The organism is Janthinobacterium aestuarii, from assembly GCF_046113285.1.
In the GTDB taxonomy this organism is placed as follows: Bacteria; Pseudomonadota; Gammaproteobacteria; order Burkholderiales; family Burkholderiaceae_D; genus Janthinobacterium.
In genome coordinates this window covers 1,406,213-1,420,785 of sequence record NZ_CP142524.1, presented here as the reverse complement: position 1 = coordinate 1,420,785, position 14,573 = coordinate 1,406,213, and the positions used below count along the sequence as shown (strand labels likewise).

General features: G+C 63.7%; 15 protein-coding genes. 1 reads left to right on the top strand and 14 read right to left on the bottom strand.

Annotation, left to right across the window (positions count from 1 at the left end; translation table 11 throughout):
• Positions 1-121 precede the first annotated feature (121 nt).
• The 11 genes from OX462_RS06355 to OX462_RS06305 form a co-directional block, all read right to left on the bottom strand.
• Positions 122-979, bottom strand: coding sequence for a hypothetical protein (locus OX462_RS06355; RefSeq protein WP_409028030.1), 858 nt, complete (start codon positions 977-979; stop codon positions 122-124).
• Between the two features lie 71 nt (positions 980-1,050).
• Positions 1,051-1,413 (bottom strand): translation initiation factor Sui1, encoded by a 363-nt coding sequence (locus tag OX462_RS06350; RefSeq protein ID WP_070220168.1) that lies wholly within the window; start codon positions 1,411-1,413, stop codon positions 1,051-1,053.
• A 62-nt stretch (positions 1,414-1,475) separates the two neighbouring features.
• On the bottom strand, positions 1,476-2,264 hold the full coding sequence (gene motD / locus OX462_RS06345; protein WP_070220198.1) for a flagellar motor protein MotD: 789 nt from the start codon (positions 2,262-2,264) through the stop codon (positions 1,476-1,478).
• A gap of 5 nt (positions 2,265-2,269) precedes the next feature.
• On the bottom strand, positions 2,270-3,016 hold the full coding sequence (locus tag OX462_RS06340; RefSeq protein ID WP_046685945.1) for a flagellar motor protein: 747 nt from the start codon (positions 3,014-3,016) through the stop codon (positions 2,270-2,272).
• Complete coding sequence (locus tag OX462_RS06335; protein ID WP_010400804.1) at positions 2,998-3,729, bottom strand: RNA polymerase sigma factor FliA; 732 nt, start codon at positions 3,727-3,729, stop codon at positions 2,998-3,000. Before OX462_RS06335 ends, OX462_RS06340 begins: the two co-directional genes overlap by 19 nt.
• A 45-nt stretch (positions 3,730-3,774) precedes the next feature.
• On the bottom strand, positions 3,775-4,638 hold the full coding sequence (locus OX462_RS06330; RefSeq protein ID WP_070220170.1) for a MinD/ParA family ATP-binding protein: 864 nt from the start codon (positions 4,636-4,638) through the stop codon (positions 3,775-3,777).
• Positions 4,631-5,959 (bottom strand): flagellar biosynthesis GTPase FlhF, encoded by a 1,329-nt coding sequence (gene flhF / locus OX462_RS06325; protein ID WP_070220172.1) that lies wholly within the window; start codon positions 5,957-5,959, stop codon positions 4,631-4,633. The genes OX462_RS06330 and flhF overlap by 8 nt, the downstream gene beginning before the upstream one ends.
• Before the next feature lie 312 nt (positions 5,960-6,271).
• Positions 6,272-8,368, bottom strand: coding sequence for a flagellar biosynthesis protein FlhA (gene flhA / locus OX462_RS06320; protein WP_070289125.1), 2,097 nt, complete (start codon positions 8,366-8,368; stop codon positions 6,272-6,274).
• Complete coding sequence (gene flhB / locus OX462_RS06315) at positions 8,365-9,558, bottom strand: flagellar biosynthesis protein FlhB (protein ID WP_070220176.1); 1,194 nt, start codon at positions 9,556-9,558, stop codon at positions 8,365-8,367. The genes flhA and flhB overlap by 4 nt, the downstream gene beginning before the upstream one ends.
• A 139-nt stretch (positions 9,559-9,697) precedes the next feature.
• A complete protein-coding gene (locus OX462_RS06310; protein ID WP_409028029.1) occupies positions 9,698-10,696 on the bottom strand; it encodes a fumarylacetoacetate hydrolase family protein in 999 nt (332 codons plus the stop codon).
• 88 nt (positions 10,697-10,784) lie between these two features.
• Positions 10,785-11,495 carry a pseudouridine synthase gene (locus OX462_RS06305; RefSeq protein ID WP_409028028.1) on the bottom strand — a complete coding sequence of 237 codons (711 nt, stop codon included), beginning with the start codon at positions 11,493-11,495 and terminating at the stop codon, positions 10,785-10,787.
• Between the two features lie 245 nt (positions 11,496-11,740).
• Here OX462_RS06305 and OX462_RS06300 point away from each other — a divergent pair, with 245 nt between their 5' ends.
• Positions 11,741-12,115: a hypothetical protein gene (locus tag OX462_RS06300; RefSeq protein ID WP_409028027.1), complete on the top strand. Its 375-nt coding sequence runs from the start codon at positions 11,741-11,743 to the stop codon at positions 12,113-12,115.
• Between the two features lie 377 nt (positions 12,116-12,492).
• Here OX462_RS06300 and OX462_RS06295 read toward each other — a convergent pair whose 3' ends face one another.
• From OX462_RS06295 to OX462_RS06285, 3 genes are read right to left on the bottom strand one after another with little or no spacing between them, the layout of a single operon-like run.
• On the bottom strand, positions 12,493-13,494 hold the full coding sequence (locus OX462_RS06295; RefSeq protein ID WP_070220183.1) for a S49 family peptidase: 1,002 nt from the start codon (positions 13,492-13,494) through the stop codon (positions 12,493-12,495).
• 41 nt (positions 13,495-13,535) lie between these two features.
• Positions 13,536-13,913 (bottom strand): Rieske (2Fe-2S) protein, encoded by a 378-nt coding sequence (locus OX462_RS06290; RefSeq protein ID WP_180338519.1) that lies wholly within the window; start codon positions 13,911-13,913, stop codon positions 13,536-13,538.
• Entirely contained in the window at positions 13,910-14,569 is a 660-nt protein-coding gene (locus OX462_RS06285) for an HAD-IIIA family hydrolase (protein ID WP_409028026.1), read from the bottom strand. The genes OX462_RS06290 and OX462_RS06285 overlap by 4 nt, the downstream gene beginning before the upstream one ends.
• Positions 14,570-14,573 lie beyond the last annotated feature (4 nt).

Here is a 14,573-nt window from a genome sequence, read left to right as displayed (position 1 = left end):
GCGCCGGTGCGGCGATGCCATGCACGGACTGGCCTATGCACGGGCCAGCCTGTGCAGGGGCCAGCCTGTGCAGGGGCCAGCCTGTGCAGGGGCCCCCCTGTGCAGGGGCTGGTCTACGCACTCAACCGCGCGTGGGCCGGCCCGTATGCTGACGGAATTTCGCGGCGATGCCATTCGCCTTGATCAGGGCGGCGGCCTGCTGCTCGGGTGTCAACTCGTTTTGCAGCCAGTGCCAGTAGCTGTCCTGGTAGGGATTCGTGGTGCCGGGCGTGAGGATGTCGTCGTAGACCATGCGCAGGGCCAGCAGGTAGCCATACGCTTGCGGCGCGTCTTTCTGCACCACGTCGCCATCGCGCAGGTAGGCCATCATCAGGGTCGACACGCTGGTCAGTTCCGCCTCATCCGCCTGCGCCGTCAGCTGGGCGATGGCTTGCCGCTTCCATGCCTGCACCAGCGGATCATCGGGACGGTTGCGCAGCGCGCTGCGGTCGCCGAACGGACCTTCCGACAGGAACAGGGTAGCCGCGCCCGGTACGCCGCCTTGCGCGGCAGTGGCCAGGTAGCCGAGGCGGTCCTCGCGCTGGCGCTGCGTCAGACCCGCGCACAGCTGCTGCTGGGCGGTTTTTTCTTCCACCGTCATCTCGCGCCCCAACTCGAATTCCATCCCCGGCAAGCGGTTTTCGCGCTGGAAGACGATGCAGTCGTCGATCAGGTTGTAGGCCGCATACGCGTCCTCCGGCTTGCCGCTGGCGCCCAGGCGTTCGAGCCGCTGTGCCAGGGACACGACAACGGGCGCGGCATCGGCGACCGGGGTGGCGTCGATATTCAAATACGATGCCAGGCTGCGTCCCGCCGGCGCGCTGGCGGCAGCGGTGGCGCCAGTGTCCGGCGCGCCGCCATCGGGTGCGGGCCAGTACACGAGCGCCAGCACTGCCGCGATGGCAGCGGCGATGGCGATACCGGTCAGTTTGCTGTTCATATGAGGTCGCGCATAAAAGGAAAAGCACGTTACCACAGGCGCACGGCAGCAGGCCGCACGCCTCCGCACGCTCAGCCGCCGGCCTTTTTCGGCTGGTGGCCCAGCTTGGCCAGCGCCGCCATCACCGTTTCGACATGGTCGCCCTGCACTTCGATCACGCCATCCTTGACCGTGCCGCCCGAGCCGCATTGCGTGCGCAGCTGCTTGCCCAGCAGGGCCAGCGCGATGGCGTCCAGCGCCAAGCCCTTGACCACGGTCACGCTCTTGCCGCCCCGGCCCTTGGTCTGGCGCGACACGCGCACCACGCCATCGCCCGCCGGCGCCGTCCTGGCTTGCGCCTTGCACGCGCATTGCGCCAGCGGCTGGCGGCAGGCGGGACACATGCGGCCCGTTTCAGTGGAATAGACGAGACCGCCCAGGGAGCTGCTTTTCATGATGGAGAGATAATAGGTAGAAATAAAGGAAAGATGGCCGCGCTTGTAGCAAGCGGCGGCGTTCAGTTGGCGGGAACCGGTGCCGGCGCCACAGGCGCCGTCGGCACTTCCGTCACCGTTTCCGGGATGCCCGAGAGGATCGTCACGGCGACCCGGCGGTTGCGCGCGCGCCCTTCCGGGGTTTCGTTGGGCGCCACGGGGATATTGTCGGCGTGGCCCACCGCCGTCAGGCGCGACGCCTGCACGCCGCTGGCGATGAACAGGCGCACCACGGCGCTGGCGCGCGCGGCCGACAATTCCCAGTTCGAGGCAAAATTGGAATTGCTGATCGGCTGCACGTCCGTATGCCCTTCCACCTGCACGTCGTGCGTGTCATCCTTGAGCAGCACGGCGACGGCGCGCAGGGCCTGGTCCGATTCCGCCGTCAGGCGCGCCGCGCCCGGGTCGAACAGCACGCTGGCATTGATTTCCACGCTCACGCCGCGGCTCGTCTGCGTGACCCGCACCTTGCCTTCCTTGACCAGCGGCGCCAGGGTGGAAGTGAGGTCCTGCGCCAGGCGCGTCATGTGTTCGCGCTCGCGGCGGATCGCTTCCGTGCGGCGTTTCAGGGCGGGGTTCGGCAACGGGATCGCCTGCGGCGCTTCCATGATGATGGGCGGCGCGCCCTTTTCCAGGCTGAAGGCCTGGCCGATGGCATTCTGGAAGACGCGGTACTTGCCCTCGTTGACTTGCGAAATCGCGTACATCACGACGAAGAACGCGAACAGCAGGGTGATGAAGTCGGCGTACGAAATCAGCCAGCGGTCCTGGTTGTCCGGTTCCTCGTCATACTTCCTGCGCGCACGCCGCATCATGATCAGTGCTCGTGCAGCAGGCTGGACACGCGCTCTTCGATGATGCGCGTATGGTCGCCCGTGGCGATGTCGTACAGCACGGCGGCCGTGATTTCATACTGCAGCACGCGGCGCGAGACGATGGCCTTGAGCTTGTTCGCCACCGGCAGGAACAGCAGATTGGCCAGGCCCACGCCATAAATCGTCGAGACGAAGGCCACGGCGATGCCACTGCCCAGTTTGCTCGGGTCGGTGAGGTTTTCCATCACGTGGATCAGGCCCAGCACGGCGCCCAGGATGCCGATGGTGGGCGAATAGCCGGCCGCCGATTCCCACACCTTGACGGCCTGGCGCTCGGCCATTTCATAGGCGGAAATTTCCACGTCGAGCAGCTGGCGCAGCTTGTCGGGCGCGATGCCATCGACGATCATGCGCAAGCCCTTGGCGTTGAAGCGGTCGGCCGTGTTTTCCATCAGGCGCTCGAGCGCCAGCGGGCCGTCGCGGCGCGCCGTCAGACTCCATTGCCCGATATCGCGCGCCAGCGCGGCGCGCGTGTCGGCGGGCGGCAGGAAGACCCAGCGCAGCATTTCCAGGCCGCGCACGAAAGTGCGCAACCGCGTTTGCAGCAGCACGGCGCCGAAGGTGCCGATGATGACGATGGCAAAGGCGGCCGGCTGCAGCAGGGAGGCCATCTTGCCGCCTTCCAGTGCCTGGCCGACCAGCAGGCCCGCCAGCGCCAGCGCCAGCCCGATTACGCTGGACCAGTCCACGCCTGCTCCCTCAAGGTTGCGCGCAGGCGCGCGACGGCCTGGGTATGCAGCTGCGAGACGCGCGATTCGGAAACGCCCATCACCGCGCCGATCTCCTTCAGGTTCAGCTCTTCTTCGTAATACAGGCCCATGAGTATTTTCTCGCGTGGTGGCAGCGCGTCGATGGCATCGATCACGGATTGCCGGAAATCGGTATCGAGCAGGGAACGCAAGGGGTCGCTGTCCTCGTCCACGCAGTGGCGGTCGAGGAAGCTGTCATTGCCGTCCGGATCATGAAAGTCTTCGTAATACACGAGCTGGTGGCCGCCGCCGTCGCCCAGCATTTCCTGGTAGTCGGCCAGCGACATTTTCAGCAGTTTCGCCACTTCCGATTCCGTCGGCGGATGGCCGAGGCGCTGCTGCAAGGTGCTCATCGCCTCCTCGATCTTGCGCATGTTCTGGCGCATGCTGCGCGGCAGCCAGTCGCTGGTGCGCAATTCGTCGAGCATGGCGCCGCGGATGCGCAGCACGGCATACGTCTCGAACTGCGCGCCATGCGTCTCTTCATAGCGGCTAATGGCATCGAGCAGGCCGATCATGCCGGCCTGGATCAGGTCATCGACCTCGACCGAAGGCGGCAATTTCGCCTTCATATGGTGCGCCAGACGCTTCACCAGCGGAATGTGCTCCGTCAGCAAATAGTCCTTGTTCGATTTCCCTTTGACCGTGTACATAGGCTGCTTATTGTTTTCTCATCTTATCTGGTGCTGCGGTTCGATTCAGGCGCTGAACTGGTGCGGGCTCCCCGTCTGGTACAAGGTGCCGCCAAGCACCGGCGCCGCCGAACGGGCCAGCCGCTCGGCCAGTCCGCGAAACGCCACCGAGGCGCCCGCCAGCGGAAACGCATCGACCACGCTGCGGCCCAGGCGCGCCGCGCGGTGCAGATATTCATCGGCAGGCACCGAACCCATCGAGGTCAGCTTCACGGCCAGGTAGCGGCTCGCCGCCTGTGCCATATTATCGTATACCACTTTTGCCTCGGATTCGGAAGCGCCCGTGACGAGAATGCCGAATGGACGGCGTCCCAGTTCCTGGCTCAGGCGCTTGATCAGGCAGTACGCCGCCTTGATCGAGGTGGCGCTGGTCGACACTTGCACCACGATATCCGACGAGGCCATCAAGGGCACGGGGAAGCAATCGCCCTCGTCGGCCACGACGCCGTCGACCAGCACGATGCCGCTCTGGCGCGCCAGCACCTCGAAAGTCTTGCCCAGGCGGCGCAATTCGTCCTCGCCCGCATAGTCCATGCTGTCCATCAGGTGGTTGCGCGCGCCCAGGCTGGCCACGCCGAAGCCTTGCGGCACCTGATGGATGACCTGGTTCAGGCCGCACTGCTGGCGCGCCACGTCGCGCAGGCTGGCGCCGTGCGCCAGTCCCAGCCGTGCAGCCACGCCATCGCTGCCGCCGCTGGCGTCAAGCAGCAGCACGTCATTGCCGCCATAGGCGAGCGAAGCGCCCAGGTTGACCAGCATGGCGCCCTTGTCGTCCTGCGGCGTGGCCGAGAGGAACGTCATGACGCGCGGCTGCGGGCCGGCCAGCATGCGGCGCAAGCCTTCGGCCTGGTCGAAATCGAAATTAGCCAAGGTGCACCCCGCGCGCTTCATTGTTGCGGGCGGCCGCCTGCGCCATCAGGAGCGGCAGTTCGGCGTCGGAAAACTGCGTGGCCGCCGAGTCGCGCTTGAGCTTGAAGGCGCGGTCGATCAGGTAGCCGCGGTCGGCCAGGTACAGGTCTTCCGGCACGCGCTGGCCGTTCGACACATAAAACAGGTTCAGCTTCTGGCGGATCACCACGTCGAGCACGTTGCCGATCGAGGCCGCTTCATCGAGCTTGGTCATGATGCAGCCGGCCAGGCCGCTGCCTTGATACGCGCGCACCACTTCGTTCAGCGTTTCCTGCGTCGCCGTGGAGTTCAGGCACAGCAAACGCTTCACGTCGGCGCCGGCGCCCGACAGCATGGCCACCTGTTCCGTCACCATCTGGTCGCGCTGGCTCACGCCCACGGTATCGATCAGCACCGTGTGCTTGTTCTTGAGTTCCTTCAGGGCGATGCGCAAGTCCGCTTCGTCCTTCACCGAATGCACCATCACGCCGAGGATCTTGCCGTAGATGCGCAGCTGTTCGTGCGCGCCGATACGGTAGGCGTCCGTGGTGATCAGGGCCAGCTTTTCCGGGCCGTGGCGCATCACGCAGCGGGCCGCCAGCTTGGCCGTGCTGGTGGTCTTGCCGACACCGGTCGGGCCGACCAGCGCGAACACGCCGCCCTGCTCCAGCATGGCGTCTTCATTGGCGACCGTGTTCAGGTTGCGGCTCAGGACGGTCTTGATCCAGCGCATGCTTTGCGCACCGTCGAGGCCGGCGGGCAGCTTGTCGATCAGGTAGCGCGCCAGGCTGGCCGAGAAGCCGGCCGCCAGCATTTCGCGCAGCACGACGGCTTTTTGCGGCTCGCGCTGCTGCGTCGAACCCCACGAAATTTCCGCCAGCTGGGTTTCCATCATGCCGCGCATGGCGCGGATTTCATTCATCATGCCGCTCATCTCGGCGGCGGCGTTTTCCTTGACGTGCGCCAGCGCGCTGGCCATCATCTGCTGCATGCGGGCCATGTCCACTGGCTCGCCGGCTGCCTGGCGCGGCGCGGCAGGACGTGGCGCGGCCGGGCGCTGGGCCGGGGCGGCCGGACGTTGCGGCGTGGCGAACTGGGTCTGCAACTGGGGACGGGGCTGGGCCATTTCCGACGCTGCCGGCGGCGACGCCAGCGAAGCGGCATCGTCATTGGCCAGCGCGAGGATTTCCACCACGCCATCGGTCTGGCGGTTCGACAGGATCACGGCGTCGGGACCCAATGCTTCGCGCACCTTGCGCAGCGCATCGCGCGACGAGGCGCCCGTAAATTTCTTCACATTCATGACCGGCCTCCCAAGGCGGGGGTGGCGCAATATTGGCTGAACTGTGTGACCATCATCGACTCCTGTTGCTTGGGTGCTGTCTTCCACATGGACACAGATCACCCGGACAGTTTCTATTATTAGCGATGCTTGCAGGAAATGATCGAAGGAACAGGACGGGAAAGTACCCGTTATTCAGTTTGCCGGCAGGAAATTGATGTTTATTTGACCAAAAGCAAGGGCTGAGAAGCTGGGGTCAGACCCCCACTAACGCTAACGCAAAGCTCCGCGCTAACGCTGGAGGGGGTCTGACCCCGGTACTAATGCTGTCGACTATTGCGCCCCCACCAGCGCCGTGACGCGGATCGTCTTGGTTTCCGGCACTTCCGCATGCGACAGCACTTTGAGCTGCGGCAAGGCGCGGCGCAGGAAGCGCGACAGCAGGGCGCGCAGCGGCGCCGGCACCAGCAGCACGGGCGTCAGGCCCAGCGCTTCCTGCTGCTGCGCGGCCAGGCCCGCCTGGTGGGCGATGGTATCGGCCAGGCCCGGCTCGATGCCGGCGCCGTCGCCGCCATTGCCCATCGCCTGCATCAGCAGGCGCTCCAGGCGGCTGTCGAGGGTCATCACGGACAACTCGGCCGCACCGGGGAACAGCTGCTGCACGATGGCGCGGCCCAGCGAGACGCGCACCAGCGCCGTCAGGTCGTTCGGGTCTTGCGTATGGACCGTATGCTCGGCCAGGGTTTCGATGATGGTGCGCATGTCGCGGATGTGCACGCCCTCGGCCAGCAGGTTCTGCAGCACTTTCTGCAGGGTCGACAGCGACAGCATCTTCGGCACCAGGTCTTCCACCAGGCGCGGCGCATCCTTGCCCAGGTGGTCGAGCAGCGACTGTACTTCCGCGCGGCCCAGCAGCTCGGACGCATGCGAGGTGATCAGGTGATTCAAGTGCGTGGCCACCACGGTGCCCGCATCGACGACCGTGTAGCCCATCGATTGGGCCTGGTCGCGCAGGCTGGCGTCGATCCAGGTGGCAGGCAAGCCGAACGCGGGGTCGCTCGTGGCCAGGCCCGGCAAGGTGCCGCTGGCCATGCCGGGATTGATCGCCAGGAACTGGCCGTTGAACGCTTCGCCCACGCCCACTTCCACGCCCTTGAGGGTGATGCGGTAGGCGGACGGCTTCAATTCCAGATTGTCGCGGATATGCACGGGCGGCGCCAGAAAGCCCACTTCCTGGGCAAATTTCTTGCGGATGCCTTTGATGCGCTTGAGCAATTCGCCGCCCTGCGTCTTGTCGACCAGGGGGATCAAACGGTAGCCCACTTCCAGGCCCAGGGTGTCGACGGGCATGATGTCTTGCCAGCTGGCTTCCTCCTGCTCGGGCGCCACCGTGGCTGGCGGCGCTTCGGCCGGCTTTTCGGCCGCCGCTTTTTCCTGCGTGCGTTTCTTGCTGATCAAATAGGCGGAGCCGGCCAGCAATGACGCCAGCAGGATGAAGACCATGTTCGGCATGCCGGGGATCAGGCCCATGCCGCCGATGATGCCGGCAGTAATGTACAGCACTTGCGGTTTCGCAAACAATTGCCCCACCAACTGGGTGCCGATGTCCTGTTCGCTGGCCACGCGCGAGACGACGATACCGGCCGCCGTGGAAATGATCAGCGAAGGAATCTGCGCCACCAGGCCGTCACCGATGGCCAGCAGGGTGTAGTTCTTCAGTGCATCGGCAAAGCCCATGTCATGCTGCAGCAAGCCCACCAGCAGGCCGCCGACAATATTGATGACGGTCACCATGATGCCGGCGATGGCGTCGCCGCGCACGTATTTGCTGGCGCCGTCCATGGCGCCGTAGAATTCCGCTTCCTGCGCCACTTCCGTGCGGCGGCGGCGCGCTTCGTCTTCGCCGATCAGGCCGGCGTTCAGGTCGGCATCGATGGCCATCTGCTTACCAGGCATGGCGTCCAGCGCGAAGCGGGCGCCCACCTCGGCAATACGGCCCGCACCCTTGGTCACGACGGTAAAGTTGATGATCGTCAAAATGATAAACACCACGATACCGACCGTGTAGTTGCCGCCAATCAAGAAGTGACCGAACGCTTCGATCACTTTACCGGCCGCGTCGGCGCCCGTATGGCCTTCCGTCAGCACGACGCGCGTGGACGCCACGTTCAGCGACAGGCGCAGCATGGTCGACACGAGCAGGATGGTCGGGAAGGCCATGAAGTCGAGCGGCTTGACCGTGTACAGCGCCGTCAGCAGCACGATGATGGACAGCGCGATATTAAAGCTGAAGAAAATGTCGAGGATGAAGGCCGGCAGCGGCAACACCATCATCGCCAGCAGCATGATGATGATGATCGGCGCGGCGACACCCTTGCTGGCGTTGTTGCCCATTCCGCTGAGCCAGGCTGGCAATCTCAGGCCGTTCATGGTGTACTTCCTTTATTCTTGTCTGCCGCGTCTGCCGCGGGTTTGGTCTGCGATGCGGGGTCGAGCGGATCGAGCTCGGGCGGCACGTCGAGTTTTTTCGGCTTGTCGGGGCGCTCGCCATGGCCGTTGCCGTAGCTGCGCAGCTGGAACACGTAGGCCAGTACTTCGGCCACGGCGCCGTACAGCGCCTCGGGAATCTCGTCGCCGATGTCCGTGTGCTTGTACAGCGCGCGCGCCAGGGCGGGCGCTTCCAGGATGGCGACCTTGTGTTCGCCCGCCAGTTCGCGGATCTTCGCCGCCACTTCGTCGATACCCTTGGCCACCACCTGCGGCGCGCCGCGCGAATTCTCGCCATACTTCAAGGCCACGGCGTAGTGGGTAGGATTGGTCACCACCACGTCGGCCGTCGGCACGTCGGCCATCATGCGGCGGCGCGACATTTCATGCTGCATCTGGCGTATCTTCGCCTTGATCTGCGGATTGCCGTCCGACTCCTTCGCCTCTTGCTTGACTTCCTGCAAGGACATTTTCATCTTGTTGGCGTAATGCCACATCTGGTACGGACCATCGATGGCGGCGATCAGGCCCAGCGCGCCGACGATCAGCAGGAAGGCCGTGATCAGCAGGCTGATCAGATGGGCCGAACCGGCGCGCAGGGATTCCACCGACAGGCCCAGCACGGCATCCTTTTGATGCTGCATCACCATCCAGGCGACGACGCCGACGACGAGGGTCTTGGCGATGGCCTTGAGCAGCTCCACCAGCGCATTCTTCGAAAACATATTGCCCAGGCCGCGAATCGGGTTGAGCTTGCCAAAATTGGGGGTGAACGCCTTGGAACTGAACAGCCAGCCGCCCACCAGCACGGGCGACGCGAGGGCGACGAGCATGATGGCCGCGGCGTACGGCAGGCAGGTCAGCAGAACGGAACCCACGTCGTAGCCGATGCGCAACATCATCGCGTCGGGATTGAGGATCTGTTCCCGGTCCAGGGTCAGCCCGGAAACCATGACAGCCGTCAGCCGCCGCACGATGGCGTCGCCGGCAAACCACAGACAGCAGCCGGACGCCATCAGCACCGTAAACGTGGCCACTTCACGCGATCGCGGAACGTCGCCTTCCTCACGCGCCTGCTCGAGGCGCTTCGGTGACGCGGCTTCGGTCTTTTCTGCGTCGCTGTCTTCCGACATCAATCAACTCCGGTGAAGTCCTGCAGCCTGGCTAGGCGCAATACGGACTGGGCATGACGCATTATCGGTTCAAGCGGGCGCGCGCCATCGGCGGAACAGGGGGGCAAATCCCCTGTATTTCCTTTACTCTCCGGTAACCTTAGCGGGACTTGCGCGCCTCGGCCTGTTTCACGGTCTGCTCGATGGCGCCAAACAGAGACTTGCCGTCATCGCCCAGCATTTCCAAACGAACAACATCACCAAACAGCAAGTACGGCGTGCTGGCGACGCCATCGGCGATCATCTCCTGGTTACGTCGCTCAACGATGCTGGAAAATCCCTTCTTGATCTCCTTGTTGGCGACGCCGCCCGCGCTGACCACACTGCCGGCGCGCGCGTTGCGCGTCTGGCACAGATGGGCGAGCATTTGCGGGTAATTGAACGCCATGTCGGCGCCCGCGTGGGGCTGGCCCGTCAACTTGCCGTTCAGGCTGCAACGCAAGGCGTAGTGCACTTTGCCGCCGCGCCAGGCGTCGCCCAGTTCGTCTGGCGTGACGGCGACGGGCGAACACGCCATGGCCGGCTTCGCCTGCAGGAAGCCGTAGCCGCTCGCCTGTTCGTCGGGCGCCAGGTTGCGCAAGGTGATGTCGTTGACCAGCATCAACAGCTTGATGTTCAGGTGCGCCTGGTCCGGCGTCGAGCCCATGGCCACGTCGTCCGTGATGGCGGCGATGCCCGCTTCATAATCGATGCCCCACTGCTCGTGCGCCAGGATGATGTCGTCGTGGGCGCCGAGAAAATCGTCGCTGGCGCCCTGGTACAGTCGCGGCGATTCGCGCAGATTCCCGGGCACTTCAGTTCCCGCCGCCTTGCAGGCCCGTTCGATCTGCTGCAGATAAGAAGCGCCGGCCACGCGCAAACTGCTGCGCGGCAAAGGCGCCATGCAGTTGGCGGGATCGAACTCGAAGGCGCGATGGCCGCGGCCGCTATTGATGGTCTGGTACAACAAGTCCAGCTGGGGCGCGATGAAGCTCCAGTCGTCGAGCGCCTTTTGCAGGGTCGAGGCGATGCCGTCGGCCAGATGGGCCGTTTTCAGGTCGCGCGAGACGACAGCCAGCTGGCCATCGCGCGTGCCATCGTTCAGGGTTGCTAATTTCATGTAGGGAAAACTTCGTCAAATGCAGGCAATTGAAGGCTAAAGACGCCAAAAAGCCGGGATATTCCCGGCTTTGACGGTCAGAAGAGTTTTACGCGAGGAGAGCGATCTGCTCGGGCGTCAGGTAGCACCACTCGCCTTCCGCAATGCCCAGCGATTCCAGGGTCAGGCTGCCGATGGCGGAACGGTGCAGCGCGCTGCAATGGTTGCCGGCGGCGGCCAGCATGCGCTTGACCTGGTGGTATTTGCCTTGCTCGAGCACGATTTCCAGCTGGTGCTCGCCGCGCTTGAGACAGACGAGGGCCGCCAGCGGGGCCGGTTCGTCGTGCAATTGCACGCCAGCCAGCAGCAGAGCCACCAGCTCATCGGTCACGGGCTCTTGCGTCGTGGCCTGGTAAATTTTCGGAACGTGACGCTTCGGCGACGATTGTGCATGGATAAAGGGTCCATCGTCGGACATCAGCAGCATGCCCGTCGTATCGTGGTCGAGCCGGCCGACGGGCTGGACTTCGCGCCAGGTAAACTGTTCCGGCAGCAGGGTCAGCACGCCGGGATGATGGCTGGGTTTGCGCGAGCATTCGAAGTTGGCGGGCTTGTTCAGCGCCAGGTACAGGTGGGCGCGGTACACCCACTCTTCTTCGAACACGTGCAGCACCAGGCCGTCGGTCTCGACGGTGGTGCGGTAACTGGTCTGGGTGACGCCATCGATGACGACATCGCCATCTTCGATAAGGGAACGGCAATATTTACGGGTGCCAAAACCCTGCGATTGCAGGATGCGGTCTAGGGATAATTTACTCATGGGCGTGACTTTACCAGAAGCGGCTGGCAGCGTGAAGCGGCCCTGTACCAGGCCGCCGAGGTCGCACCAGCCTTGCGCAGGCACAGATGAGCTGAAGTGCAAGGTGAGATTTCGATATAAATGGTCAATTCCTTTGAGAAATATCAAGCGCTTGGAATATCGCATTGATAGACTGAAACTTCGTTAGGAATCCGCCTAACGAGCTTTAGGAATAATAACCAGGCAACGACTCACAAGGACATTGTATGAAGCATACCGATACCATCGCCTTAGAAGGCAGCATCGCCGACATGCGCCAGCGCATCGCTACGGAACAGGCGGCCATGCACAAGGTCAGACTCGGCGTGGCGCGTTGGAGCAACACTCCTGCGCAGCAGGACGGGGGCGCAACGCCGTCGCCAGCAAGCCAGTCGCACTGGCATGCCGAGGCCCAATGCCATTTCATGTGCTGGCTGGAGCTGGGCGGTTTTGCGCAAACGAATGCGGAAACCGAGAACGTGCCGGCGCCCGCCATGGCGGCGGACACGCCGCCTGACATCAGTTCCGGCGCCAACGCCATCGCGACGCCGGCCCGGCAGGCAAGCAGCGTGCCCGCGCACTGCAACGGCTGCGCCGCCTGAAACCGGCCCATTCAACCAGCCATGCCCTGCCCTCGCATGCCTGCCTTGCCAGCACGCCCAGACACCACATCCGGCAACACCGGTCCATCCGGCACGAACGAGGAACAAAAGGAAACGGCGGCATTGCGCCGCCGTTCCCAAGCCCCATCGGGACTTTAGTGAGGAATGTAAATTCACTCAAAACCACATCTGCGATGCGGCGAGTAGTTCCAAGACTTGCCAATCAAGTTAGTACTGACAACATAGTTGATATATCGCCCCTCCTTGAAAAGAACTACGCTTTCACTATAGCCCAAGCAGCCCCATTTTCAAGCCAATTTACCACCTTATTGAAAATCATTCTCGACTGGCTTGCCTGCCAGTCAAGTGTCATGTCCTCAGCGCAACGCCGGTTGTGACTGCTGCACGGCCGCCTTCATGGCGCCCGCGCCCATGGCGGCGCCAAACTTTTTGAGCACGCGCTCCGGCAAGCCTTCATGTTGCGTGTAGTCGACGATGTCTTCCGCCTTGACGACGTCGCGCGCCACGCTGTCGACCGTGCCGAAATCGTCGGCCAGGCCCATTTCCACGGCTTTCGCCCCCGTCCAGTACAGGCCCGAGAAGGTATCGGCCGTTTCCTTCAGGCGCTTGCCCCGTCCCGCCCGCACCACCTCGATGAATTGCTGGTGGATTTCATTGAGCATGCCTTGCGCATACGCCTTGTGCTTTTCCGTCAGGGGGCTGAACGGGTCCATGAAGCCCTTGTTCTCGCCCGCCGTCAGCAGGCGGCGCTCGACGCCCACCTTTTCCATCACGCCTGTAAAGCCGAAGCCATCCATCAGCACGCCGATCGAGCCGACCACGCTGGCCTTGTTGACGTAGATGCGGTCGGCGGCGGCCGCGATGTAATAGCCGCCCGAGGCGCACATTTCATCGACCACCACATACAAGGGCTTGTCCGGATAGCCCTTGCGCAGGCGCTGCATCTCGTCGACGATCATGCCGGCCTGCACGGGACTGCCGCCCGGACTATTAATATGCAGCACCACGGCCACGGAGCCGCTATCGGAAAACGCCTTGTCCAGCGCGGGGATGACGACGGCGGCCGAGCCGCTGCCTTCGGACTCGATGGCGCCGCTGATGTCGATCAGGGCCGTATGGCGGCCCAGGGTCTCGCTGTCGTCGGCCGTGTTGTAGTCATAAAACACCCACAGCGCAAACAGCACGATCAGCAGGCCGAAGACCTTGAAGAAGATGCTCCAGCGGCGGTGCGCGCGTTGCTCTTGCAAAGTGGCAAATACCAGCTTTTCCAGCACGTCGCGCTCCCAGTTGCCCGCAGGGGCGCCGTGGCCGGCGGCTGGCGCGCTGCTGTCCAGCTTGTCATTCGTGTTTTCGCTCATGGTTCACTTTGTTTAAATTGCAATAATGCCTGCACCGGGCTTCAGGCCGGCAGCGGCTGGACATACTCGTCGGGCTGCCAATACAGCTGGCCGTCGCGCTCGGTCACGGGTATCGGACGCAAGCGGCCGCCCTTGCAGGGGCCGCCCGCGCAGTAGCCGCTCTCCGGCACATAGATGGCGCCATGCGTCGAACACATCAGATACAAGCCGCTGGACTCGAAAAACTCGCCCTCGGCCCAGTCCAGCTCGATGGGCACATGGGCGCAGCGGTTCAGGTAGCCATACGCCTTGCCGCCGTGGCGCACGACAAAGCCCGTGGTCGCCTCGCCGCCGGCCGAGACGGGAAAGCGCACGCCCTTGCCGCCATCGGCCACGGCGTCTGCCGCACAAATCAACACTTCCGCAACATCAGTCATCATGCGTGCTCGCTCAGCCATTGGTGCAGGTCGGCCACCGTGGCGGCCGAATACAGGGGATGGCAAGCCTGCAACTGCGCCACCGGATGCGCTCCATACTCTACGGCAATACCGGCCGCACCTGCATTGTTTGCCATCAACAAATCATGGCTGGTGTCGCCGATCATCACGGTGCGGCGCATATCCTGCCCCAGTTCGCGCGTCAGTTCCTGCAGCATGGCCGGATGGGGCTTGGAAAACGTTTCATCGGCGCAGCGCGTCGCATCGAACAGGGACAGCAGCTTGACGGCATTCAAGGAGCGGTTCAGGCCGACACGGCTCTTGCCCGTGGCGACGGCGAGAAAGTACGCTTGCTGCGAGAGTTCCAGCAGCATCTCGTGTACGCCGGGAAACAGGGTCAGCTCATGGTCGCGCGACAGATAGTGATAGCGGTAGCGCTCGGCCATGCGCGCATGGTATTTCGGCTCCACGTCGGGCATCACCAGCTGCATCGCTTCCTGCAAACCCAGGCCGATCACATGCGAGGCCAGCAACTCGGTGGGAATGGGCAAGCCCAGGTCTTTGGCCGATGCCTGGATGCACTTGACGATGGTCGAGGTACTGTCTATCAGGGTACCGTCCCAATCGAAGACGATCAGATCAAATTGCTTTCTTGCCATGTTT